We start from the raw sequence: 24,795 nt of genomic DNA, 5'->3' as shown, positions 1-24,795 counted from the left end.
TGGATGGACCCGTGTGAGGATGGACAAATGAAACGCACCCCAATCCTCGTCGCGGGCGTGAGCCTCGCGGTCGTTCTCGCCGGCTGCTCCGGTTCGTCCGAATCCGGAAGTCCGCCGACGACTACACCCGAAGCGGCCGAGACCAGCGCTGCGGCGCCGTCGCTGGATCTGTCCCAGTTCGGTCCTCTGCCACCCGTCCCGGCACCCGCTGCGGCCACAGTGGACTGCACGTACGCGGAGGGGCGGCCTGCAGCCAGGGACGTAACACCACCGCCGACCACGGGCGTGCCCACAGAGGGCAACGTCTCTGTCAATCTCACGACCAGCGCCGGGCCGATCGGCCTCTACCTCGACCGCACCGAGGCCCCCTGCACGGTCAACAGCTTCGTCAGCCTGGCCCAGCAGGGTTACTTCGATGACACACCCTGCCACCGGCTCGTGACCTCCGAGGGCCTGAAGGTGCTGCAGTGCGGAGACCCCACGGGGACCGGAACCGGCGGACCTGGCTACGGCTTCGACACCGAATACCCCGAGACCGCGTTCGCGCCGGGCGATCCGCAACTGTCGCAGCCGGTGATCTACCCGCGCGGAGCCGTGGCAATGGCGAACAGCGGCATCCCCGGCAGCAACGGTAGCCAGTTCTTCCTGGTCTACGCCGATTCGGTTCTGCCGCCCAGCTACACCATCTTCGGTTCGATCGACGACGACGGCCTCGTCACCGTCGAGGACATCGCCGCCGCCGGCGACGACGGCTCCATGCCTGCGGGTGGAGGAGCGCCGAACATCCCGGTCGAAATCGAGACCGCAGTGGTCAGCTGACCGAACCACACCTGGCCCATCGAGTCACCCGGTGCGACGCACTGAGCGACGCACCGGGAGTCTCTCGACGCCTTGCCTGGCCAAGTCGCCTCCCGGTTGACCGTTGACGCATTGCCGGTACCTGTCACATACTGCGTGGAATCGATTCCATGGAATCGATTCCACGGCCCTAGGGAGAAGACTTGACTGGTCCGGTCATCACTATCAAGGACGTGGCGGCGTTGGCCGGTGTCTCACCGGCGACTGCCTCGCGGGTGCTGTCGGGCAACCCCGCGACGTCGTCAGAGGCCATGGCAAAGGTGATAGCGGCCGCATCGAAGTTGGGCTATCACCCGAATGCTCAAGCCCGTGCATTGCGATCGACCAGGACGAACGTCGTCGGACTGTTGGTCTCCGATGTCCGCAACCCATTCTTCGCCAACCTCGCACATGCTGCTGAACAGGCGGCACTGAGCAAGGGGCTGGTCACGTTGTTGGGGAACGCGAACGAGAGCATCGAGCAGCAGGACCGGTATCTCGACACCTTCATCTCCCAGCGTGTAGCCGGGGTCATCGCCGCACCACAGGGCGATGGAAGTCCCAGCCTGAGGGCCGTGCTGGAAAGAGGTATACCCACCGTATTCGTCGACCGGACAGTGGACGGCATCGATGTGCCGAGCGTGACGACCAACAGCGACTCCGGTATCCGACAGGCGGTGGAGCATCTCGCACGGCAGGGCCATTCACGTGTCGGATACATCGCCGGACCCGAGACCACTTCCACCGGGCGCGAGCGACTCCGATCCTTCGCCCAGGCGGCACACGACTTCGGGCTCAGCGAGGATCCCGCACTGACATTCATCGGGGACTTTCAACCAGCCAGCGGTGCGGCGGGCGCACGACACTTGCTGGCCCTCCCCCAGCGGCCGACAGCCGTGCTGGCCGCCGACAGCCCCATGGCAGTGGGAGCCCTGTCCACCTTGACTCGCGAGGGCATCCGCATCGGCTCCGACATGGCACTGATCGCGTTCGACGACCTCGAGTGGTTTCCCTTGCTCGACGCGCCACTGACGGTCATCGCCCATGACGTGGAAGTCATGGGCCGCACGGCCGTTCAACTACTCCTCGACGTCATCGACGGGCGTCGACCCGAATCAGTTGTTCTCCCCAGCGAACTGATCGTGCGCGCATCGACGGGTACACCACCGAGAAGGCAGGTCTCGTGAGCACTGTTTTCGTGGTCGGAAGCCTCAACATCGACCAAACCATCCGCGTCCGCTCCCTACCAGGGCCGGGAGAGACCGTCCGCGGGTCGGACGCGGTTTACGGGCCCGGCGGCAAGGGCGGAAATCAGGCCGTCGCCGCAGCCCGCGCCGGAGCGGCCGTGGCGTTCACCGGAGCGGTTGGGGACGACGCCCATGGACACCGGATACTCGAGTTCCTGTCCGATGCCGGCGTCGACTGCCGGCACACAAGGATCGTAGATGCAGTCCCCACAGGGACAGCGGTCATCGCGGTCGATGACGAGGGGCAGAATCAGATCCTCGTCAGTCCCGGCGCGAACTCCAGCCTGACAACCGAAGACATGGATATCCCCGAAGGCCGAGAGGGAGACATCCTCGTCTTGCAGCTCGAGATCCCAGCCCCACTGGTCCGGCACGCTGCCCGCCGCGCGAAGTCCCGTGGGCTGTACGTCGTCATGAACGCGGCCCCGGCACCCCACGAAATCGAGAACCTCTTCGACGACGTCGATCTGCTGATCGTCAACGAGCAGGAAATCTCGCTCCTGGCCGAAACGGCCGGGGTGCGTGCAACCGACCATCGAGATCTCGTGCGCTCACTGCCGCCAGTGCTCGGTCCCGCGATCGTGTTCACCGCCGGGGCCGAAGGGTCCTTTGCGGTAGTCGACGGCGACCTCGTCCATGTGCCGGCCCATGCGGTGATTGCCGAGGACACCACCGGCGCCGGCGATACGTTCGTCGGCTATCTGGCCGCGTCCCTCCTGGCCGATCGCGGAGATCTGGTCGCGGCGATGGAACTCGCCACCCGAGCCTCGGCACTGACCGTCGCCCGCAGCGGCGCCATGGAGTCGATTCCGCACCGTGGAGAGGTTCTCCAAGCGTTCGATTCCCCGTCTCCCCTTCCGCCCCAAGGATGTCCATGAAGATCGCACTCGGCAACGACCACGCCGGCTTCCCGCTCAAAGCGTTCGTCCGCACAGTTCTCGAAGAACTCGGCCATGAGGTCACAGACCGCGGAGCACCCAGTGAGACACCCGTCGACTTCCCCGACGTCACCCGGGCCACCTGCGAACTCGTGAAGTCGGGCGAGGCGGATCGTGCAATTCTCGTTTGCGGAACCGGAGTCGGGGCCGTCATGGCCGCCAACAAGATCCCGGGCATCCGCTGCGCACTGGGCCACGACGTCTACTCAGCGCATCAGAGCGTCGAACACGATGACGCGAATGCCCTCGCATTGGGCGCATGGCTCGTCGGCCAGGCCACGGTCAGGGAGGTCCTCCAATCCTTCCTCGAAGCGAAATTCGACAACGACGAAGACACGATCAGACGAGTTCAGAAGCTGCGGGAAATGGAACTCGAAGGGGCTCGGGAACTCTCGGGCGAGATCGGAACGGACCAGCACCACCTACCGGGTCCCCCGGCGGCGCGCTGAGGACCGCACAGAAATATCTAGGGAGAGATTCGAGCATGGCCCCCGAAGTCACCGATCTGCAGCGACAGGCTGCCCACGGGTCGCCGACCAAGATCAAGACGGCGATGGCTTCGGCCGCCGGAACGTGTGTGGAGAACTACGACTTCGTGGCTTACGGAACGGCCGCAGCCCTCTACTTCGGCGATGTCTTCTTTCCCAGTACGGACCCCTTGGTCGGCACCCTGCTGTCCTTTGCCACGCTTGCCGTCGGCTTCGTCATGAGGCCTCTCGGCGGAGCAATCGGCGGATACCTCGGTGACAAATACGGCCGCAAGCCCGTGCTTGTCGGCGCCCTGCTGACCATGGGTATCGCCACCGTCCTGATCGGATTCCTCCCCACCTACGAGACCGTCGGAATCCTCGCTCCCATACTCCTGGTCACCATCCGGATGATCCAGGGCCTGGCATTCGGCGCAGAGTGGGGCGGCGCCGTCATGATGACCTTCGAACACGCGCCGTGGAAGAAGCGCGGCCGTTTCACCGCGATCCCACAAGCGGGAAACCCGCTCGGCATCACCTTGGCCAACGCCGCCTTCCTCCTCTCGGCCTCCCTTCAGACCGACTGGGCGTGGCGGCTACCCTTCCTCGCCAGCGCGGTGCTGATCGTCGTCGGCCTCGTGGTACGGATGAAGCTAGAGGAATCTCCCGAATTCGAAGACACCAAGGAAGCAGGCGCGATCGTCGACAACCCACTGACGACAGTCATTCGGAACGACTGGCAGAACATCCTGCGAGTGATCTCGCTGCGCGTCGTCGAAAGCTGCGCCTACTACGTCACTGCGACCTTCCTGCTCTCCTACATCACCCAGAACACCGGCCACGAGCACACGGTCGGCCTCACTGGCATCGTGATCGCGAGCCTCATTGCCGTACCCGTAACCTTGCTGGCTGGAGCCCTGACCGACCACATCGGCAGGCGCAGAATGTATCTCGCCGGCACGATCGCCGTCATCGTATTCGGCTTCCCGATGTTCCTTCTCAGCAACTCGGGAAACGCCTTCGTGATCGTCCTCGTATTCGTCATCGGCATCGGCATAATCCACGCGACGTTTACCGGCACCCAAGGTGCCTGGTTCGCGGAGCTGTTCAGGACGAACACGAGAACCTCCGGCGCGTCCATCGGGTACCAGGTCGCAGCCTCGATCTCTGGATTCGCACCCTTCCTGGCCGTCCTCCTGGCATCCATTTTCGGGTGGGCGGGCGGAGCCGCCCTGTATGTCCTCGTGGGCGTCATAGGACTCCTCGGCGCGCTGAACACCCGTGAAACCTGGGGTCCCAAGGAAAAGGCAGAAGTCAACGCCATCATCGCCGGAAAGTCGAGTACTGCACTGCAATCCGAAACTCGGCAATAGCAGGCGGCGGCATACAGCAACCGAGCCGGACGCCGGAGTCAGAGGTCTATGCCGAATTCCCTGATTCTTCGGTAGATCGTGGCTCGCGAGATTCCCAGGGCTTCGGCGGCTGCCTTCTTGTTGCCTTGGTTCTCTTCGAGACTGCGAACGATGGCGTCTCGTTCGAGAGCCTCGATCCGAGTGAGTGTGCGCCGGCTCAGCGCTCGGCACACCGGCGGAATCTGATTGGCCTCGATAGTTCCGGAACGTTGCCGTTGCACCACTGTCCGAAGAACCGCTCGCAACTGTTCGACGTTGCCGGGCCAACTGTACTTACACAGTTGCCGCATCGCCTGCGAAGATATCGTCACCTCGGAGCCGCGGCTGAGCTGACGGAGCAGGAGCGGAACCAGGGCGCGGAGATCCTCGATCCGGTGACGCAGCGCTGGAACGGGCACGGTGCGCCCGAAGAGCGGCAGGATCGGAGAACTGGCCACCGTGTCCTCGCCAACACTGCCGACGGTGGCACCGATCCATCCGGCGTGCTCACGACCCCGGATCAATTCCGCGATAGCAGCTTGCTGGGCCTCGCCGAGACAGTCGACATCACGGAGGATTATCTGAAACCTCTCTTGTTCCAGCTCTCGAGCGAGCGCTTCCAGGCCGTCTGCTCCGGTTTCGAAATCTTCCGGCGTGAACACGCGAGTGATGCTGGACTGATGTTGCGTTGCTGCTGCTTTCAGCGCGTGGCCGCGGCCGGATCCTCGCTCGCCCGAGACCGCGACCCACTGCCCTTCCCGTACGCAGCGCACGATTTGCTCGCAACTGCGGCGCCACGACGAGCTGGTGCCGGCGAGTCCAGGCAATGCACCCGCGCTCACTCCCCCAGCGTGAATCGCCGAAGCTTCGGTGTCGACGAGGTGTACCTGCAGTAGCGCCATCTCCCTTCGCGTTCCGTCGGGACAATCGTCCGAATGCGACAGGCGGATCATCTGCCCGCTGGGAAGAACGGCGACCGAACTGTGGTCGACGGTGCGGCCCATGGAGTCGAGGCCCAGTTCGACAAGCGCGGCCTGGTCCATGGCGTCCAGGGTCCCCCGGAGTCGCCGGTTGATCAGGACGACGTCGTCGCCGAGGGCGAGGATTCCGGATTGTGGTGACCGCCGGCACGCTCGCAGGTATGCGTTCAACAGATCGGTCTGCGCCGCGCTGGCCTGCGCGAGTAGTCGCCCCTCGATCTGTTTCGTGGCGGATCTCGCGAGCGTGGCGAGAAGCGGACCTCCATCATCTACCCATCCGGTGAGGTCGAGCACACCGACGAGGGTGCCCGATACCGGGTGCAGAATGGGGACGCCTGCGCACGCCAAATGCCCGAGACATTCGGAGTAGTGCTCGGCCCCGGTCACCAGTGTCGGTTCACGCGTTTCCAATGCTGTGCCGATTCCGTTCGTTCCGACGAATTCCTCGGAGTAGCTGTAGCCCGGCGCGAGATTGACGACGTCGAGCGCCTGGTTGAGCTTTCTGCTGGCGACAATTCTCGTGAGCACTACTCCGTCTGGACCCGTCAGGATGACGCTGACAGGTTCATCGGCCAGCCCGTCGGCCAGTTGCTCGAGCACGGGTGCGGCCGCCGCCATGAGAGGGCTGCCGGGGTCCGGTTCGCGCACGAAGGGGAGATCGAGACGATCGAACCGCACGTTGAGCGCCTTCGATCGTTTCCAGGACGTCGAGATACTTTCGCGTACAGAGGTGTCGAGATCCTGTTCGGTCAAGAACCGTTCCCGTGCCCGCCGCGCGTCTGTGGTCGCCATGAGCCGATCCTTCGTTGTCGCCTCGAGGGTACGCCGAAACCTGTGAGTCAGGTCTGGTCCTGATACATGACGGCGTGCGCCCGACGTGGGTGCTGGGGACGGTCAGTAGATGTTCGACGGGCGGATCATGCCCTCGGCCAGGTCGCCGAACCCGGGTGCCACGATGGCACCGGGATTGCCCATGATCTCCTCCACGATCGCGGTCTCGGTGGTAATGAGCAGTGCCGCGATCGATGCGGCACTCACGAAAGCGGCGCGGGTGACTTTGAACGGGTCGATCACTCCATCACGGAACATGTCACCGTACTCGCCGGTGAGCGCGTTGAAGCCATGCCCGAGAGGCAACTGTGCGACGGTTTCGACGACCTCGTCGCCATCGAATCCGGCGTTGATCGCGATCCAGCGCAGCGGCTCGGCCAGGGCACGCCGGACGATGTCACACCCGATCCCCTCGTCCCCCGGGAGATCGAGCCCAGCCAGTGCGCGGTGAGCCTGGGTCAGAGCGCTGCCACCGCCGGGCAAGATGCCTTCCTCGAGTGCCGCCCGTGTGGCAGCCAAGGCGTCCTGCACTCGAAGCATCCGCTCCCTGAGCTCCACGCTGGTCGCGCCGCCGACGCGGATGACGGCAACCCGGCCGGTCAGCCGGGCGATGCGCAACTCGAGGCTGTCCCGGTCGGTTTCGATCCTCGCCCGCTCGAGTTGCGCCTGGAGCTGGGAAATTCGAGCGTCGACCAGACTCTGGTCGCCGTGCCCGCCGACGATTGTCGTCTCGTTCTCGGTCACGGTGATGCGGTTACACGAACCCAGATGTTCGAGCGTCACCTCCGACAACTCGATACCGGTGTCCTTGGCGATGACGTGCCCACCCAACGCGACCGCGAGGTCCTGCAATTCGGCGACCCGGCGGTGACCGAAGCCGGGTGCGCGCACGACCACGGATTGCATCGTCTGGTGCATGTTTCCGCCGACCAAGAGTTGCAGAGCAGGACCGTCGACGTCTTCCGCCAGCACTACCAGTGGCCTGTCGGCGCGCTTGGCTGCCTCGATGCTGGGCATGATGTCCTGCACCTTGGTGACCTTCTTGTTGGTCAACAGAATCAGTGGGTTCTCGTGAACGGCCTCCATCCGCTCGAGGTCGGTGACCATGTAGCCGGAGATGTAGCCGTGATCGAACTCGATACCGTCGACGATGTCGACGGACATCCCGAGGGTGTCGCTTTCTTCGGTAGTGACGATTCCGGACTTGCCGACGTAGTCCACCGCATGGGCGATGGTCTCGCCGATCGCGTCGTCATCACTGGCTGCCAAGCTCGCGATTCGTTGGAGGTCACCCAGGTCACCCACCCGTACCGATTGTCCGCGTAGGCCCTCGACCACGACCGGAACGGTCTGTTCGATACCGCGACGCAAGCGCATCGGGTTGGCGCCGGCTTCGACGGCGCGCAGTCCCTCACGCACCATCGCCTGAGTCAGCACGATCGCGGTGGTGGTGCCGTCACCTACGACACCATTGGTCTTCATCGCCGCTTCCTTGACGAGTTGGGCACCCATGTTCGCGAACGGCTCGCGCAGCTGGATTTCCCGCGCGATGGTGACCCCGTCATTGGTGATGGTGGGCGGCCCCGTGAGCTTTTCCAGCACCGCGTTGCGTCCCTTCGGCCCAATGGTCACCTTTACCGCATCAGCGAGGGCGTTGACACCTTGCTCGAGACGAGACCGCGCGTCCTTGTCGTACCGCAACTCCTTGGCCATGTCTGAAGTTCCTTTCGTGCTGTTTTTCGAGCCGGACGCGTTCTAGGGCACGAGGATTGCCCGGCCGCGTACACGTCCAGCGCCGAGGTCGTCGAGAGCCCGCTGGAACTCCTCGAGTCGATACTTCGTCGTATGCAGGTTCACCTTGCCCTGTGAGGCAAGGGACATGAGTTCCTGCAAATCGTTGTACGAGCCGACCAGATTCCCGATGAAATTGATCTCGGTGGACACCACATCGATCGTGGGGACGTCGATGTTCTCCCCATACCCGACCACGTAATAGCTACCCGCACGACGCAGCATCGCGATCCCTTCCCGGGTCGCGCCCCCCTCTCCGACGAAATCGAGCACTGCCTCCGCCCCGCGCCCACCGGTCAAATCCAGCACTTGCTGTATGTGGGTACCGTCCGCGACGATCCCTCGGTCGGCACCCACACTCACGGCAAGATCGACAGCGTCGGGATTGCGATCGAGCACGATCACCGTCACCGCGGAAATCGCCTCGAGCACCTGAATTCCGATATGTCCGAGCCCACCAGCACCGATCACCACGCACACGTCGCCGGGCCTGGTCGTCCTCGCTACCTTCACCGCCGCGTGGTAGGCGGTCAGGCCGGCATCGGCAAGCGCGGCAACATCGGCGGGCTCGAGCCCATCATCGATCCGGACCACACTGCGAGCAGTCGTACGCAGGAACTCGGCATAGCCGCCGTCGGTGTCGATACCCGGGAACTGGCTGTTCTGGCAATGCACGTCATCACCCGCCCGGCAGGCACGGCACAGACCGCAGGTGAGCAGTGGGTGCAGGATCACCCTGTCCCCCACCCCGACGTTGGTGACTGCATCACCGACCGCGTGCACCCACCCCGCGTTCTCGTGACCGATCGTGTAAGGCAGCGCGACCCCACTCTTGTCCTTCCACTGCCCCTCGAGAATATGGATATCGGTACGACACACACCCGCGCCACCGATCCGCACGATGACATCCAACGGCCCCTCTATCCGAGGCTCGGGAATGTCGGCGAGCTGCAACTTCGTGTGATATCCCACCACCTGCACGGCCTTCATCGATCGCTCCTGTCGGTTCTGACATCGGTAATTCGCGGGCTTGTACCGACAAGATCACTGTCGGCGTAGCGGGTGGCGAGCAGCCCTCGGCAGAAGTGCGCGTTGCCTTCCATCGAGATACGCACGGACCTTGCGAAACGCAGGCGTATGGGCGCCGACTCACTTGGAACCGGTTGCCCTTCGTCGTCGACGAGCACACGACTGTTCGGACAACTGCTCAGACCGATGGCGGTGCGCCGACGCAGCAACGCGTCCCTGTCCTTGCCGGGTAGAAGGTCGCCGAGTGTCAGGGTGTGGATCTCTTCGACATCCATACCCGTGCGCTCGAGGTGTGCTGCGATACAGCGCTCCATCGCTGCGGCATGTGCCTTGCGCAGGAATGTATTCCGGAGCTCTGTCAGACTCTCCTGAGCTTCCTGGCCGAAGGTTCCGAGATATCCCGCGTCGGCGGCCAACCCGACGTTGATCTTGTCGCTGTCGTGGTGATCGTCCAGCAGCACTTGCACCTGCCCGATTCCCTGTACTGCCCGCAGGGCGTCCAGAGCGTCGGATGCCATGAGGTAGGCGAAGTTCGGTGAGCAGAACGCGGTCGGCAACCGCAGGTGCACGGTCACCCCGTCGTCGGCGAGAGTGATGGTACGGACGAAACCGAGTTCGGTAATAGGTTCGTCGAGCTCTGGATCGGTCACCCTCGCGAGTGCGCTGAGGATCTCGTCCTGGACACAGAGGGCGGATGCGGTCATGACGGCGCGGCTTCCCTCGCCCTCGCGGTGACCTCGGCACCATCCTGTCGAGTCGACTCGGTCAGTCCCAGCCCGGAGGGCACCTCGATGTCGTAGAGGGCAGCGGCGTTGAGCCCGAGGATCTTCTTCTTCTGCTCGACGGTGATCTGGGAATAGTCGGTGAGCAGGTCGTCGGGGATCTGGAAGTCGACGAACTTCTCGATCAGCCACTTCGGGGTCCACAGCGCGTAGTCGCTGCCGAAGAGGATCTTGTCTTCACCGATCCAATAGAGCAGCTCGCCCATGATCTGCGCGAAATATCTTGGGCGGTTGTGGATGAACGGCATGGCCACCGCCAATCCGCCGTATACGTTCGATTCCTGGGTGGCGATCCAGCAGAAGTCCTCCAACCGTGGCAGGCCGACGTGTTCGACGATGAAACGCAGATCCAGGTAGTCGGTGGCGACAATGTCGATATCCGCCACATCGAAGGCGTCGCGATCCAGGGGCCGGATGGTGGGGCCTTTGTGTACGTGAATGTTTCGGATTCCCAGCTCGATGCACTCCTCGAGGTACCGCCGGGACCACGGGTCGTCGAGCTTGTAGCCGCGGGAGTCGCCGTGCCACTCGGCGGTATACAGCTTGACGCCCTGCAAGTTCATCCTGGTGGCGTCCTCGCGTAGCTGCTGAAGGCCCGCCTCCTCGTAACGAGGGTCGTAGGAATGGTTGTACGTCAGCTTGTCGGGGTGACTGCGCGTCAGCGCCAACGCCTCCTCGGTCTGCCCGAACCCGTTGACGTAGAAGTCCTTCAGAAGCACTGGCTGGAAGATCGCGTGATCGACATACCCCTCGACGAATACGTCCCGGAGCAGGCGATCGCCGCCGTAGTAGGTGTAGGTGTCGTAGTCCCACACGACGTCTTCGGGGCTGAGATTCTCGTGGTAGTCGTAGAAGCAGTCGATGAACTGCTTGCCGTGCACGTTCCTGTGATTCGACTCTCGGGCGTCCCACAGCGCGATGTGCCCGTCCACGACGAAGTACCTCTCGCCGTTCTTCTCGTACATGGTGCCATGCTCCGATTTCTTCGATCGCGTCGAATTGGTTGGGGGAAAGCTGATCTCCGTTACGATTGCGCGGCGAGATCGAAACCGATGTACTCGGCGGCGTCCTCGGGGTTTGCGAAGATGATGGTCTTGTCGTCGAGGTGGACCATTCGTCCGTAGTGGGTTGAGCTGATCTCCTCGAACGTGGAGCCGTCGAACTCCTCACCCAACGCCTCGGCCATCTCCTCGTAGTCGAAGTCGAGCAGGCGTTCGCCGTCGACGCGAATCATCGAGGGGTACTCGGTCAGCTCGACCCCATCCTTGGCGCCCATGACTTCCGCGACGGCGCGGCCGATCGGAGTGTTCATCAAGGTGACCCCACACATGTTGGATGACTCGGTGTCCGAGCCGAAGTGCATGCTCATACGTCCAACTCCTCTGGGATGTCCAGCCCGAGATCGTCGAGCAGGAAGCGGAACTTCACGGAAGCTGCATCGAGACTCGATGCGAAGGTGATTACCTTGTCGACCGGCTGCGACCAGATCGGTTGAAGAGCGCGCGCCGCGTCGAGGCAGCGCGGCACCCAGGTCGACAGCCATGTCCCGAACAGAGCCTTGTTGGACTCGCCGTGCTCGGGATCCCGAATCAGCATCGAGAAGAGGTTCCGCGTGTATGCGAGGTCGCGGTCGTAGTCGTGCTCCCCCGTACCCACGATCGTCGGCGTGATGTAGTCGCCGTTGCGAGCGGCGATCTGCATCACCAGTTCCGTGCGCAGCAGCGACCCAACCAATTGTTCGAAGACGATGTTGGTGGCGAACAGCAACTCGCACCAGTCCGGTACCGCGGTGAGCTGTTCGACGACCCGACGGGTGGGCTGCCATTCGGGTGCCGCCTGCCAGGCCTGCTTGTGCGCGAGACCGTCGAAGCCGTCGACAGCCTCGGACAAGTCCAGGTTGTACAACGCCAGATCCTGCGCGAAGCGCAGCTTGTGGGCAGCGTTGACCGAGACGGCGTTATTGATCATGTTCGTCGGCGCCGAGCGTTGAATCGCGATGAACACGTGTAGCGCCAGGCCGCTTTCGGCGTGCATCCACGCGCCCAGATTGCGCTCGACGAACTTCAGCCACATCGAGTTCCATCCGTCGTAGGCCCGTGCGCGCTTGGCGTTGCTCAAGCACAGCTCCACCTGGTGCACCACGGCGGAGTTGTTGCGGTAGATGGTCTGCTCCCATTCCTCGTTCGGATCGAGGAAGGCGTGCCAGTTCGACGATTTCGCGACCGTCCACTCCTGCGGGTATCCGCCCGGTCCGTCGCCGAATCCGTAGAGCCAGCCCTGCGTCAGGTAGCGCTCGGGGTCGGGCTGGACGTCGACGGTCACGTCTTCGTACATCGTGGCCCGCCGCTTGGCCGGCGTGTAGTAGCTGTAGCTTCGGCTCTTCGAACTCGGGAAGTCGAGCGCGCCGGCCTCGGAGTCGGTGAATTCGATTGTGGGGAAGCTGCGATTCTTGCTCCCGGTGGTGGCGGTCATGTCTCTTCTCGGTTCCTGTCGGTGGAGTAGGACTGTCGGTACCGCGGCGGCTACTCGAACGCCGGGCTCGTGAACTTGTCGTAGAAGACCTGGTCTTTCGGGGTGCCCCCAGCCTCGAGCAGTGCGAGCGCGGCGTCCACCATCGGTGGTGGCCCGCACAGGTAGACCTCGACCTTTCCGAGAGCCGGTTCCCGGCGACTCACGACATCTGTGACGTTGCCTTCCTCGACGGTGATCTGGTCCGGAGGCGCAGGTTCCATCGACTCGGACAGGCAGACCACGAACGTGAAGTCCGTCAACTTCTTGCCGAGTTCGAGGATCTCGTCGAGATAGAACAGGTCGGCCGGGGTGCGCGCTCCGTAGTAGAAGTGCACCGGCCGTTCGTTGCCGGTCTCACTCATGTGCCGGAGCAGCGAGAGAATGGGGGCCATCCCCGCCCCGCCTCCGATACAGACCACGGGGAGTACGTGACCCTGCTTGAGCGTGAACGTCCCGTAGGGGCCTGTCAGGAAGATCTCGTCACCATCCGCGATACCTCCGTCGAGCAGTCCGGAGAACTTTCCGCCGGGATACTTCTTGATGAGGAACTCCACCTCGCCGGCCGTCGACGGTGTCGTCGCCATGGAGAAGGAACGGTGCTCCTCGGTGCCCGGGATCTGCAGGTCGGCGTATTGGCCTGGTTTGAAGTCGAACGCCGCGGGTTCGACGGGGCGAAGGCGGAGCGAGACGATGTCCCTGGTCATCGGTTCGATCGCGACCACACGGGTGTGAACATCCTGGATGGGGACACCGCTGAGGAGTTCGTCCTCGTCGAAGTTCAGCAGCTCGATGGTGCAGTCGCTGTACGCAGTCGAGCGGCACAGAAGTACGTACCCCTCCTCGACTTCGGCGTCGTTGCACGCAAAGGTCGAGTAGTTCTCCATTTCGACGTCACCGTCGAGGACGTAAGACTTGCAGGACGAGCACTGTCCCTCGCGGCAGCCGTGCATCAGCCGAATGCCCTGCCGGAAGGCGGCGTCGAGGACACTCTCGTCCTCCCCGACCTCCATCTCGATGTCAACGGGCTCGAAACTGATTCGGTGAATGTCGGCCACGGAGCAGCTCCTGTACTCGGGCGCGGATTGCGCTGGAAGCGGCGAGTGGCACCGAGTGCTACCCGGTGCCACCCCCGCGTCCTGTGTCACCTCGGTGTGGCGCCTGCCCGATACGCCGCTACGTGGGCCTCGCGTTCGGCGTCGGACATCTCGTTCAAAAGCACGTTCGGACTCTGGAACGTGTTTCCTCGCACATCGTCGAGGGTCCACAGCTTCTTCGGGTCGTCCAGGTCGAGATGCGGCTGCCCGACGAGGGTCTTTCCGTCGTCTCGCACGTACCCGAGGTCCTTCACGATGTCGGCGAGGTCCTTGTCGTGGTGCAGGGTTTCCCATTCACGAAAGCCTGTGAGCCGACCCATGTTCGGAGTCTGTCTACCCCGGTACTCGCCGCGGAAGGCGACCGCATCGGTCCAGTAGCAGGGCTCCGAGCAGTAGGTCCGCCACTGGTCGTCCACCTTCTCCACGACCATGTCGTCACGGATCAGTGCCGGCACCATGCAGGTCCAGCAGCGGTGCGGGTACTGGTACCCGACCTCCTCGAAGGCAATGGGCTTGTTTCGCCCCGGGTAGGCCAGGCGGTTGTATGCCTCCCACCACTTGCCGAACTTGGAGTACCAACCGGGGTACTTGTACTCGAACCACTCGAAGTCCTTGTCGGTCATCGCATCGATCCGCCAGTAGTTGACGGGCCAACCGGTGGCAAAGAACCGGGCCACCTCATGCACGTAGCCCTGGTCGACAATGCGCTTCCACGCCTCCTCGACCAGGTCGTGCGGGATGGTCAGGCCGTATTTTTCAAGTGGGATCAAGTAGCTGCGGTAGTAGTCGTCGTAGATCCACCTCCTCCACATCTCGGCGTAGCTCTCGCGGTCCTTGCGGCGGTCCTTGGTGCCGTACTCGATGAAGGTGCCGATCGCAGCATCCACAACACAGTGGTTGTTCCACCAGGCGTACCGAAGATCGCGCTCGAGGAGCGGACGATTCCGTTCATCGGCGAGCGCCATTAGCAGGATCGAGTAGCCGTTGGAGATGTGCCGCGACTCATCGGACTGCACCGAGTGGAAGACGGTGGGCAGCAGATAGTCACCGTTGGCCGCCGCCTCGTCGGGCATCGCCACGAACAGGGTGTTCGTGAAGGCTGTCTCCGCAACCACGGTCAGGTAGATGTTGGCGGCCGTGATCGCGTCCCCGGTGATGAATCCCTCGCCGAACTGCCTGCCGATGGTGCCCGCGTAGTTGTTTGCGAACGCCTTCTCCGTCATGTCGAACCCGGCGGGGTCGATGTAGTTGTTCATGTAGAGCTTCTTGAGATTCATTTGGATCGTCGAGTGCCGAACCTCGTCGATCATTTGAACCGCGAGCCCATTGTGGATCTCCGGGTTGGGCACCGCATCGATGGCCATCGGCATCGCCCTGGCCGCCGAGATCTCCGGGAACGGGATGATCGACAGGAAGAGCTTCTGCCATTCCAGCCAACGCTGTTGGACCTGCCGGAACATGTTTCCGCGGATCGCCCCGTCCATGGCGCCGTACACCCTGTTGTCCTTCTCCTCCTCCATGGGAAAGTAGGACCGCATGATCTGCTTGAGGGGGTCCTTCTTCGGGGCCTTCTCGAATGTGTAGTCGGTCCCGAACCGGGTCGCTGGGGTCGCGAACGTCGGCTCCCAGGACAGCTCGGTGATCTTTGCGTGGGCCTTCGTCAGACTCTGTCTACTCAACGTGGGCCTCCTTGATCCGACTGTGGCGGGCATCCTGTAACTCGATTAGATCGAGTGATCGAGGCCACAACCGTCTCAGTCTGAGACGGACAGTCTGCACCTCCGCGCGCACCGTCGCGGAGATCGCCGCCGACGACGACGGTTCCACAGCAACCGTCGGCAAGCCGAACGTCCTCGGCCGAAATCGAGACCGCTGTTGCGGCTCAGCTGGGACGTAGCGAACGCGTGGCTTCCGGTCAGTCCGCGGCGAGGGCGCGGCTTATGACCAACCGCTGAATCTGGTTGGTGCCTTCGAAGATCTGGGTGATCTTCGCTTCGCGCATGTACCGCTCGACTCGGAAGTCGCGGGTGTATCCGTAGCCGCCGAGGACCTGGACGGCATCGGTGGTGACCTTCATCGCGGCGTCGGTGGCCACCAACTTCGCCACGGATGCGTTGCGGGAGTATGGCAGACCGGCATCGCGTCGACGCGCGGCGTCGAGATAGGTCGCACGTGCCGAATCGACCGCGGCGGCCATGTCGGCGAGCAGGAAGCCAAGGCCCTGATGGTCGATGATTCTCTTCCCGAACGCGGCCCGCTCCCGCGCATAGGCAACCGCCTCGTCGAGGGCGGCCTGCGCCAGGCCGACAGCGACCGCGGCGATACCGAGGCGCCCGGAGTCGAGTGCGCTGAAGGCGATCTGTAGGCCCTGCCCCTCGGCGCCGATGCGCCGCTCGGCTGGGACGAACGCGTCGTCGTAGTGCGCGGAGGTGGTGGGGACGGCGTGCAGGCCCATCTTCTCCTCGGGCTTGCCGAAGGTCAGCCCCTTCGTCTCCTTGGGCACGAGGAAGCAGGAGATGCCCCTCGAACCCTCGCCAGTGCGCGCGAACAGGTTGTAGAAGTCAGCGATACCCCCGTGGGTGATCCACGCCTTGGTGCCGTTCACGACATATCCGCCGTCAGTCGGCGTGGCCCTGCACGCCAGCGCTGCGGCATCCGAACCGGCTTGCGGCTCGGAGAGGCTGTAGGCGCCGATGGTGTTGCCGCCGAGCATGTCCGGCAACCACCGCTGTTTCTGCTCGTCGGTGCCGAACACCATCAGAGGGTGACAGGCAAGGCTGTGCACGCTCACCGCCACGGCCACCGCTGCCCACCTCGCTGCGAGTTCCTCGAGCACCTGAAGGTAGACCTCGTACGGTTGTCCACCGCCGCCCCATTCCTCCGGGTAGGGCAGGCTCAGCAGCCCGGCCTCTCCGAGAGTGGCGAAGACACCGGCGGGATAGGTCTCGGACTTCTCGTGTTCGTCGACGATCGGCGTGAGGATCTTCTCGGCGACGTCACGCGTGAGCTGGATCAGGTCACGGGCTTCGTCGGTGGGCAGTAGGCGATCGACGGCCACGGGGTTCTCCTCGGGAAGATCTGCAAGAGATGGTACTGAAGTACGGTTCAGAGTACTGCGTGGGATGGTACTGCAAGAAGCACGTCAGTACTGTTCGTGTATATGGAGGAGCCGAGCAGACCTGGATTCGCTACCCGCCGACGCACCGAACTCTTCGACGCCTTGGTCGATTTGTTCCTGTCCGAGGGGTTCGCGCATCTGACACTCGATGCCATCGCGTCTCGGCTCCGGTGCTCGAAATCGACGCTGTATGCGTTGGCGCGCAGCAAGGAACAACTCGTCCGCACGGCCACTGTGCACTTCTTCCGTGGCGCCACCGAGGACGTCGAAACGCGCGTAGCGGCAACCACCGGTGCCCACGAGCGGATCATCGAGTATCTGTCGGCGGTCTCTTCCGCCCTGGCCCCTGCATCCGACCAATTCATGGCCGACCTCGATGCCTTTCCACCCGCCCGCGAGGTGTACGAGCAGAACACGAAGATCGCGGCCGGGCGAGTACGGAAATTGATCGACGATGGCGTCGCCGATGGCGATTTCCGGAGGGTCCACGCGGCTTTCGCCGCGGATCTCGTGGCCACGATGATGGCGCGGATCCAGCGACGGGGAGTGCGGGAGGCCACCGGACTCGACGCCGCCGCCGCCTATCGGGAACTGGCTACCATCCTCACCGCAGGGATTCGCGCCTGATGGGATCTACTCGTCGGCTCCGTCCCGGTCTCCGGGGTTCCGGCGTCGGCGTATGAACCGATCCCTGATATCTGAGGCGACGTCCCCGACACCGGTGCCAACCGCCTCGACTGCTCCACCCAAGCCGCCGCCCACCTCGCGCAGGAGCCGGATCAGCGGATCGGTCGAGGCGTCGAAATTCTTCCTGTACGTCCGGGCGGCCGTGCGGAACTCGTCGGCAACATTGGCGTCGTCGTCCTCGCCACGGCGCGGGTAGTCGCCACGAAGGATCGCCGCGTAGGCGCCGCTGTCGACCCACTTCTTCAGCTCCGCCGCCCGCAGCACCGAGAACGGGTGCGCGAGCAGTTCGATGTTGAGGAGTTTGAGGACGCCGTCCCGTAGGTCGCCGCTGGCCTCGTACTCTGCCGCCTGAGCGAGGAACGATTCCGTGTCGATCTCACCGACGCGGCTGCCGCCGGCCAGTTTCATCTGTACGCGAAGCGCGGTGTGCACATCCTGGCAGCACAGCAGGCCGGCTCGGTCGCCTGAGAGTTCGGACTTCCGTTGCCATTCCATCAGCGCAGCGATGATTGCGCGCAAGGCCCACCCGCCGACCGGCATCCAGCCAATCGTCCCGGCCAGACGCATCAAATGCATCAGAATGGTCCGATACACCGCATGCCCGGAGAGTGCGTGCCCGAGTTCGTGGCCTATGACGAACCGTTGCTCCTCGTAGTTCATGACGTCGAGCAGACCGGTGGTGACCGCGATGAACGGCTTGTCCATGCCGATCGTGAACGCCTGCACCACCGGTGTCTGCAGCACGAACATCTCCGGCGTCTCGTCGGCGTCGAGGATTCGGACGCAGTCCGCGCGCAGATCGTCGAGATCGGCGAATTGGCTACTGTCGACCCGAACCGACGTCGCCAGGTACATCAGCCGATGCTGGCGCTCGCGCAACAGCCCGGACAGGGAGCGGAAGACGGTGTCGAACCCCTTCAACGTGCGCAGGGTGACCAGAGCGGCCCGGTCGGCCGGATGCTCCCACGCGCGCGAGCTGATCTCCGGAAACACTGTCCTGGTGCGGTCAGGTGCTTCGGGCACGACGCCTCCCTCGCCTCGACCCTGGCGAAGTTCGCCAGGGGAACTGTCCGATCCCGTCTTCGACCACTGTATCCACGTTCGCGCCTCGCAATCGCCGAGCGTTACCCCGGATCGCCGGTGAGGTAGTGCTCGAGCACCGGGCCGATCCACCGCGCCAACTGCTCGGGCGCCATCTCCGCCAACGGCGGAACGCGAAGAACATAGCGAGAGAACGCAAGTCCGAGTATCTGTGACCCCACCAGGGCGGCACGCTCTTGCGCTCGATCGACTGCAACAACGCAGAGCGCCGGCACCACCTGGCCGGCGAACACCCGCACCATCGCCTCCGCGGCCTGCGGGCTGGTCGCCGACGCTCGGAGCAGGGGTAGGAACGTGCCGTCCTTCTCCCACACGGCGATGAACCGCGGCATCAGCACAGCGGCGAGGTCCTTCATCGCGACGCCGCGGAGGTCGGGTAGGTCCAGTTCGAATTCGGCCGCCTCGGCAAAGAGCGATTGCTTGTTGGTGAAGTAGCGAATCACCATCGCCGGATCGACCCCAACATCCGACGCTACGGCGCGCAGTGTCGTGCGCTCGTAGCCCTCGGCGCCGAATCGAACGCGAGCGGCGTCGAGGATGGCGGCGCGGGTGGCGGCAGCGGAACGGGGGCGTCGTGCGGGCATCACACAAGTGTAGTCAACAAGTGTTGACTAGGACATGCCGACAGGACTACCTTTGAAGTCAACAGTTGTTGACCGGATGTACCGGCGGCGGCGATCGACAGGAGGAGGTCATGGGACGGCACGTCGACGTTGTGGTGATCGGAGCAGGACCCACCGGAACGATGCTCGCCAGCGAGGTGGCGTCAGCAGGCCGATCGGTAACCGTGCTGGACAAACGTCCGGGACCGTCACAGCTCAGCCGAGCCTTCGGAGTCCACGCCCGCACCTTGGAAACCCTGGACACACGCGGACTCGCGGATCAGCTCGTGGCCACCGGCGCCCCCTTGCCGGGACTGAAGCTGTGGCGAGGGGCGACGTTGAACCTCGGCAGACTCGCGTCCCGGTTCCCGTTCGTTCTTGTCACACCTCAGGAGAACGTGGACCGTCTCCTCGAAGAGCACGCACGAAAGTGCGGCGCCGACATCATCCGCGGAATCACCGTGATCTCCGTCGAACAGGACGAGGACGGCGTGCATGTCCGCGGGCTCGACACAACAGGGCAGGAGCACACCTTCCACGCGACCTACGCGGTTGGGACGGACGGTGCGCACAGCTCCGTGCGCGCACTGATCGGGCAACCATTTCCGGGTAAGGCCGTGTTGCGGTCCATCATGCTCGCCGACGTCGAGTTGGCGAATCCGCCCGAGAGCGTGCTAGCCGTCAACGCCGTCCGCGACGGGTTCGCATTCCTGGCCCCCTACCGCGACGGACTCTTTCGCGCCATCGCCTGGAACCGAAATCACCAGGTCGACGACAGCGCCCTGGTCGACCCGGAGGAGTTGCGCAGCACCATCCGAAACGCGATGGGCACCGACTACGGGTTGGGCAGGGTGCGCTGGTCGTCGCGCTTCCACAGCGACGAACGACAGGTGTTGCAGTACCGCACCGGCCGAGTGTTCCTCGCCGGCGACGCCGCACACGTCCATTCGCCCGCGGGGGCGCAAGGCATGAACACCGGCATCCAGGACGCGGTCAACCTCGGGTGGAAACTGGCGGCTGTACTCGATGGCGCGGACGAATCACTGCTCGACAGCTACCACGCCGAGAGACATCCGATCGGAAAGCTCGTTCTGCGCACGAGCGGTGCCACGATCCGGATGATGACGGTGCGCCCGTGGATTCTCCGGCAGCTCCGCAACATCGCCGTCGCCGCCGTGCTCCGATTTCCGCCGACCGGAGACGCGATCGCCCGCAGATTTTCGGGCATTGGCCTCGACTACGGCCGCAGGCGGGGCGAGCATGCGTTGGTGGGTCGGCGGGCCCCTGATCTCCGCACCAACGGCGGGCGCTTGTACGAGGTGATGCGTTCGGACAGACCGGTTCTCGTTACCGAGCAGGATGCTGCACCTATCGACGGCGTTCGCGCGGTTTCCCGCACCGACGACGGTCCGGCGCTACTTGTCCGCCCCGACGGGTACATCGCCTGGGTCGGCGACAGCGCCTCGGACGGGTGGCGTGACGTTCTCCGGCTGTGGACAGCCGATGCGGACCGTGCGGGGTCGGAATCGGCCCACCATGGTCCGGTCACCAGGGGTACCCGCGGATGACGATATCCGCGCGTTCGCGAGTGGACAGAACCAACACCGCGTTCCGTTGGTCGCTGCCCGACACCCACGCACGGGCCTGTTCGACCGTCTTTCCGTGCCGCACATGACGTTCGACCAGCCCGGCGATACGGTCGTCCTCGTCTGGGGCGAGAAACCACACCTCGTCGAGCAAGTCGCGCACAGACGACCACGGTCCGTCGTCGACGAGAAGGTAATTGCCTTCGGTGATCACGAGAGGAACCTGCGGTGGGATGGCAATCGCCGCCGCATATGACTCCTCGACCTCGCGGTGAAATTCCGGCGCGTACACCGTCGTGCCGTCCGGCTCGCGCAATCGGCGCAGCAGCGCGACGTATCCGGCAGCATCGAAGGTGTCCGGCGCCCCTTTGCGACCGGCCCTGCCGAGCCGGACCAGTTCAGACCCGGCGAGATGAAACCCGTCCATCGGAACGACGACCGCACTTCCACCGAGTGCTGCCGAGACCTCCCGGGCCACTGTGCTTTTACCGGACCCGGGCGCACCCGCGATACCGAGAAGGCGCCGCTCCCCCGACTCGGTGAGTGCCCGAGCACGAGCGATGAGGCCGTCGAGTTCACCGCCACGCCGCACCGTAGCGCCTGCCATGCCCTTCGGGGGTCGTAGTCGCTTCACGTCACCCTCGCTCCACAGTTCGCACACGCGAATCCTGACGACACGACCACAGAATCGGTCGACGACCTCACTCGGCCACCAGATGGAGACCGACTACCCGGTGACCTCGAGTTCACCCATACGCGACCATTCGACTCCGGGAACCTCGGTATTGATGATCCGTGGCGTTTCACGTAACGCAGGCCGCATCGCGTCCATGCCCCGACGGAAATGCTCCGAAGTGACGTGATCCTTACCGGCCTGCGCGTCCCGAAATGCTTCGACGATAACGAACTCGTTGGGGTTGTCGACGCTGTGGAACCAGTCGTACCAGAGATTCCCGGGTTCTGCCCTCGTCGCTTCAGTGAAGTCTCTTGTCAGGTCCAGCCAGCCGTCCCGATGGCTGTCGAGAACGTTGAACTTCACCACAATGAAAATCATCGCGAACCTCGATTCGTCGGCCGCCAGCAGATGTTCGAAGGGCGGATCACTCCCACGGCCAGGTCACCGAACACTGGTGCCACGATAGCACCGGAGTCGACCATGACTTCTTCCACGACGGGGGCCACGAGCGGTCATGAGTACTACCCCTACCGCTGCAGCACATTCGATCGATGTAGGCACCGTCGAAGCCGACGACCTCTAGCCGTCAGCCCGCGGAGGTCACTCGATAGACGTCGTAGACGCCCTCGACGTTGCGGACCACGTTGAGGACATGCCCGAGATGTTTCGGATCACCCATCTCGAATGTGAACTTGCTGATTGCCACCCGGTCACCGGATGTGGTCACCGACGCCGACAAGATGTTGACCTTCTCGTCCGCGAGCGCCTTCGTCACGTCCGAGAGCAGGCGGTGCCGGTCGAGTGCTTCGATCTGGATCGCTACCAGGAACACCGACGCGGTAGAAGGCGCCCATTCGACGTCGATGATGCGCTCGGACTGCTCGCGCAGGGATCCGGCATTGGTGCAATCCGTGCGGTGCACACTCACTACCCCGCCTCTGGTCACGAAGCCCATGATCTCGTCGCCAGGGACGGGCGTACAGCACTTCGCCAACTTCGCGACCGTGCCTTCGGCCCCGGGGACGAGCACACCGGAATCACCGGTACCCCGCGAGCGAATAGCGATGGTGGAAGGGGTGGACCTCTCTGCCAGTTCCTCCTCGACGTCTCCGACACCACCGAGATGTGCGACCAGGCGCTGTACTACGTGCTGGGCCGACACGTGACTCTCGCCGACGGCGGTGTAGAGCATGGACACATCGGCGTAGTGCAGTTCGTGCGCGATGGACGACATCGATTCGGCGTTCATCAGTCGTTGCAATGGCAGACCGACGCGCCGCACTTCCTTGACGATCGCGTCTTTGCCCGTCTCGAGCGCTTCTTCTCGTCGTTCCTTGGCGAACCACTGCCGGATCTTCGTCTTGGCTCTGGGCGAGACGACGAACATCTGCCAGTCACGACTGGGACCCGCGTTGACCGCTTTGGACGTGAAGACCTCGACCACCTCACCGTTCTCGAGCTTGCGCTCGAGCGCCACGAGGCGGCCGTTGACCCGAGCACCGATACATCGGTGTCCCACCTCGGTGTGCACGGCATATGCGAAATCGACGGGCGTCGACCCGGTGGGCAGCGTGATCACGTCGCCCTTCGGTGTGAAAACGAAGATCTCCTTGACCGCGAGATCGTAGCGGAGAGATTCGAGGAACTCCCCGGGGTCGGCGGCCTCACGCTGCCAGTCCAGCAACTGGCGCATCCACGCCATATCGTCGGTTTCGGCGGCATCGCCGGAGTGTTTGCCCTTGGTCTCCTTGTATCGCCAGTGTGCGGCGATGCCGAACTCCGCGGTCCGGTGCATGTCGTGGGTGCGAATCTGAACCTCGAGGGGTTTGCCCTCAGGCCCGACGACAGTGGTGTGCAGGGATTGGTAGACCCCGTAGCGGGGCTGAGCGATGTAATCCTTGAACCTGCCCGCCATCGGCTGCCACAGCGAATGGACCACGCCGACCGCCGCGTAGCAATCCCGGACCTCGTCACACAGGATCCGCACGCCGACGAGGTCGTGGATGTCGTCGAAGTCACGGCCCTTGACAATCATCTTCTGGTAGATGGACCAGTAATGCTTCGGCCTGCCCTCGACGACCGCTTCGATGCGCGAAGCCGTCAGAGTCGCATTGATTTCCGCGCGCACCTTTGCGAGGTAGGTGTCCCGCGAGGGTGCCCGGTCTGCGACCAGTCGCACGATCTCCTCGTACTTCTTGGGGTGCAGAATCGCGAACGACAGGTCCTCGAGTTCCCACTTCACCGTTGCCATACCCAGCCGATGCGCAAGGGGGGCGATCACTTCGAGTGTCTCGCGAGCCTTTCGCGCCTGCTTCTCAGGCGGCAGGAACCGCATGGTTCGCATGTTGTGAAGCCGATCGGCCACCTTGATCACGAGGACGCGAGGATCACGGGCCATCGCGATGATCATCTTGCGGATCGTCTCGCCCTCGGCGGCGTTGCCGAGTACCACCTTGTCCAACTTGGTGACCCCGTCGACGAGGTGGGCCACCTCCTCACCGAACTCGGCGGTCAGTTGTTCGAGGGAGTACCCGGTGTCTTCGATGGTGTCGTGCAGAAGAGCCGCGACCAGTGTGGTCGTGTCCATCCCGAGTTCGGCGAGGATGCTGGCCACCGCGAGTGGGTGCGTAATGTACGGATCGCCCGACTTGCGGCGCTGGTCGGCGTGCCTTTCCTCGGCTACGTCGTAGGCGCGCTGCAGAACCGCGAGGTCGGCCTTGGGGTAAAGCTCCTTGTGCAGACTGACTAGAGGTTCGAGAACCGGACGGATGGCCGTGTTCCGCTGCCCCGTGATCCGCCTGGCCAGGCGCGCCCGTACCCGTCGCGAAGCGGAAGCCGGAACGGCGGCTCCTTGTGCTCCGCGATTGTCTCCGGGAGCCGGACTTACGACAGGTGACTCGGCATCGGACTGCTTGGACGATGTTGATTCCGAGTTCCGCGACCGATCAACATTGGAAGTCATGCCGTCACCTCCTACCAGTGAACAACTCAGGCCTCGCCGGCTTGGTTCGTCTCGGACAAGCGGCCCGGCGACCGCAAGACGCCACCAGCAACAACATTAGTACTCAGAAGTTTCCCGGCCTACTGGTTGGGTCGGGCAGCGGCGTCAATTCCGTGTCAATTGATC

At 63.8% G+C, this 24,795-nt stretch carries 22 protein-coding genes; 7 read left to right on the top strand and 15 right to left on the bottom strand.

Annotated features, from left to right (window positions below; genetic code table 11):
• Positions 1 to 27 precede the first annotated feature (27 nt).
• The 5 genes from AB0I57_RS07660 to AB0I57_RS07640 all read left to right on the top strand — a co-directional run bounded on the left by AB0I57_RS07660 (position 28) and on the right by AB0I57_RS07640 (position 4,862).
• A complete protein-coding gene (locus AB0I57_RS07660; RefSeq protein WP_358332042.1) occupies positions 28 to 819 on the top strand; it encodes a peptidylprolyl isomerase in 792 nt (263 codons plus the stop codon).
• A 182-nt stretch (positions 820 to 1,001) separates the two neighbouring features.
• Complete coding sequence (locus AB0I57_RS07655) at positions 1,002 to 2,024, top strand: LacI family DNA-binding transcriptional regulator (RefSeq protein WP_358332039.1); 1,023 nt, start codon at positions 1,002 to 1,004, stop codon at positions 2,022 to 2,024.
• Positions 2,021 to 2,962 carry a ribokinase gene (locus AB0I57_RS07650; RefSeq protein WP_358332036.1) on the top strand — a complete coding sequence of 314 codons (942 nt, stop codon included), beginning with the start codon at positions 2,021 to 2,023 and terminating at the stop codon, positions 2,960 to 2,962. The genes AB0I57_RS07655 and AB0I57_RS07650 overlap by 4 nt, the downstream gene beginning before the upstream one ends.
• Positions 2,959 to 3,471 (top strand): RpiB/LacA/LacB family sugar-phosphate isomerase, encoded by a 513-nt coding sequence (locus AB0I57_RS07645; RefSeq protein WP_358332033.1) that lies wholly within the window; start codon positions 2,959 to 2,961, stop codon positions 3,469 to 3,471. Before AB0I57_RS07650 ends, AB0I57_RS07645 begins: the two co-directional genes overlap by 4 nt.
• A gap of 35 nt (positions 3,472 to 3,506) precedes the next feature.
• Complete coding sequence (locus tag AB0I57_RS07640; protein WP_358332030.1) at positions 3,507 to 4,862, top strand: MFS transporter; 1,356 nt, start codon at positions 3,507 to 3,509, stop codon at positions 4,860 to 4,862.
• 38 nt (positions 4,863 to 4,900) lie between these two features.
• On the opposite strand, the gene AB0I57_RS07635 is transcribed toward AB0I57_RS07640, so the two are convergent.
• The 10 genes from AB0I57_RS07635 to AB0I57_RS07590 form a co-directional block, all read right to left on the bottom strand.
• Positions 4,901 to 6,652 (bottom strand): helix-turn-helix domain-containing protein, encoded by a 1,752-nt coding sequence (locus tag AB0I57_RS07635; RefSeq protein ID WP_358332027.1) that lies wholly within the window; start codon positions 6,650 to 6,652, stop codon positions 4,901 to 4,903.
• Between the two features lie 102 nt (positions 6,653 to 6,754).
• A complete protein-coding gene (groL, locus tag AB0I57_RS07630) occupies positions 6,755 to 8,404 on the bottom strand; it encodes a chaperonin GroEL (RefSeq protein ID WP_358332024.1) in 1,650 nt (549 codons plus the stop codon).
• Positions 8,405 to 8,446: 42 nt separating this feature from the next.
• The gene (locus AB0I57_RS07625; RefSeq protein ID WP_358332022.1) at positions 8,447 to 9,472 is read right to left on the bottom strand and encodes an NAD(P)-dependent alcohol dehydrogenase; all 1,026 of its coding nucleotides are present in this window, start codon (positions 9,470 to 9,472) and stop codon (positions 8,447 to 8,449) included.
• Positions 9,469 to 10,215: an iron-sulfur cluster assembly protein gene (locus tag AB0I57_RS07620; protein WP_358332019.1), complete on the bottom strand. Its 747-nt coding sequence runs from the start codon at positions 10,213 to 10,215 to the stop codon at positions 9,469 to 9,471. Before AB0I57_RS07620 ends, AB0I57_RS07625 begins: the two co-directional genes overlap by 4 nt.
• On the bottom strand, positions 10,212 to 11,258 hold the full coding sequence (locus AB0I57_RS07615; protein ID WP_358332016.1) for an amidohydrolase family protein: 1,047 nt from the start codon (positions 11,256 to 11,258) through the stop codon (positions 10,212 to 10,214). Before AB0I57_RS07615 ends, AB0I57_RS07620 begins: the two co-directional genes overlap by 4 nt.
• 59 nt (positions 11,259 to 11,317) lie before the next feature.
• Complete coding sequence (mimD, locus tag AB0I57_RS07610; RefSeq protein ID WP_358332013.1) at positions 11,318 to 11,662, bottom strand: propane 2-monooxygenase effector subunit MimD; 345 nt, start codon at positions 11,660 to 11,662, stop codon at positions 11,318 to 11,320.
• On the bottom strand, positions 11,659 to 12,765 hold the full coding sequence (locus AB0I57_RS07605) for an aromatic/alkene monooxygenase hydroxylase subunit beta (protein WP_358332010.1): 1,107 nt from the start codon (positions 12,763 to 12,765) through the stop codon (positions 11,659 to 11,661). Before AB0I57_RS07605 ends, mimD begins: the two co-directional genes overlap by 4 nt.
• A gap of 50 nt (positions 12,766 to 12,815) precedes the next feature.
• Positions 12,816 to 13,859 carry a 2Fe-2S iron-sulfur cluster-binding protein gene (locus AB0I57_RS07600; protein ID WP_358332007.1) on the bottom strand — a complete coding sequence of 348 codons (1,044 nt, stop codon included), beginning with the start codon at positions 13,857 to 13,859 and terminating at the stop codon, positions 12,816 to 12,818.
• Positions 13,860 to 13,945: 86 nt separating this feature from the next.
• On the bottom strand, positions 13,946 to 15,577 hold the full coding sequence (locus AB0I57_RS07595) for a methane monooxygenase (RefSeq protein WP_358332005.1): 1,632 nt from the start codon (positions 15,575 to 15,577) through the stop codon (positions 13,946 to 13,948).
• A gap of 236 nt (positions 15,578 to 15,813) precedes the next feature.
• Positions 15,814 to 16,956, bottom strand: a complete 1,143-nt coding sequence (locus AB0I57_RS07590) for an acyl-CoA dehydrogenase family protein (protein WP_358332003.1) — start codon at positions 16,954 to 16,956, stop codon at positions 15,814 to 15,816.
• A gap of 102 nt (positions 16,957 to 17,058) precedes the next feature.
• On the opposite strand from AB0I57_RS07590, the gene AB0I57_RS07585 reads away from it, so the two are divergent.
• Positions 17,059 to 17,643: a TetR/AcrR family transcriptional regulator gene (locus tag AB0I57_RS07585; RefSeq protein ID WP_358332001.1), complete on the top strand. Its 585-nt coding sequence runs from the start codon at positions 17,059 to 17,061 to the stop codon at positions 17,641 to 17,643.
• 6 nt (positions 17,644 to 17,649) lie between these two features.
• Here AB0I57_RS07585 and AB0I57_RS07580 read toward each other — a convergent pair whose 3' ends face one another.
• Together AB0I57_RS07580 and AB0I57_RS07575 are read right to left on the bottom strand one after the other, a co-directional pair.
• Complete coding sequence (locus AB0I57_RS07580; RefSeq protein WP_358331999.1) at positions 17,650 to 18,726, bottom strand: M48 family metallopeptidase; 1,077 nt, start codon at positions 18,724 to 18,726, stop codon at positions 17,650 to 17,652.
• Between the two features lie 101 nt (positions 18,727 to 18,827).
• Positions 18,828 to 19,388 (bottom strand): TetR family transcriptional regulator, encoded by a 561-nt coding sequence (locus AB0I57_RS07575; RefSeq protein WP_358331996.1) that lies wholly within the window; start codon positions 19,386 to 19,388, stop codon positions 18,828 to 18,830.
• Between the two features lie 110 nt (positions 19,389 to 19,498).
• Between AB0I57_RS07575 and AB0I57_RS07570 the strand changes: the two genes are divergently transcribed.
• On the top strand, positions 19,499 to 20,974 hold the full coding sequence (locus AB0I57_RS07570) for an FAD-dependent monooxygenase (protein ID WP_358331993.1): 1,476 nt from the start codon (positions 19,499 to 19,501) through the stop codon (positions 20,972 to 20,974).
• Here AB0I57_RS07570 and AB0I57_RS07565 read toward each other — a convergent pair.
• The 3 genes from AB0I57_RS07565 to AB0I57_RS07555 all read right to left on the bottom strand — a co-directional run bounded on the left by AB0I57_RS07565 (position 20,952) and on the right by AB0I57_RS07555 (position 24,630).
• Positions 20,952 to 21,599 (bottom strand): nucleoside/nucleotide kinase family protein, encoded by a 648-nt coding sequence (locus tag AB0I57_RS07565; RefSeq protein ID WP_358333287.1) that lies wholly within the window; start codon positions 21,597 to 21,599, stop codon positions 20,952 to 20,954. The genes AB0I57_RS07570 and AB0I57_RS07565 overlap by 23 nt on opposite strands.
• 120 nt (positions 21,600 to 21,719) lie before the next feature.
• On the bottom strand, positions 21,720 to 22,046 hold the full coding sequence (locus AB0I57_RS07560) for a putative quinol monooxygenase (protein WP_358331990.1): 327 nt from the start codon (positions 22,044 to 22,046) through the stop codon (positions 21,720 to 21,722).
• A gap of 208 nt (positions 22,047 to 22,254) precedes the next feature.
• Positions 22,255 to 24,630 carry a RelA/SpoT family protein gene (locus tag AB0I57_RS07555; RefSeq protein ID WP_358331987.1) on the bottom strand — a complete coding sequence of 792 codons (2,376 nt, stop codon included), beginning with the start codon at positions 24,628 to 24,630 and terminating at the stop codon, positions 22,255 to 22,257.
• Positions 24,631 to 24,795 lie beyond the last annotated feature (165 nt).

Source organism: Rhodococcus sp. NPDC049939, assembly GCF_040656415.1.
Lineage (GTDB): Bacteria > Actinomycetota > Actinomycetes > Mycobacteriales > Mycobacteriaceae > Rhodococcus_F.
The sequence above is the reverse complement of the archived record's forward strand: the minus strand, read 5'-3'. Positions and strand labels throughout refer to the sequence as shown.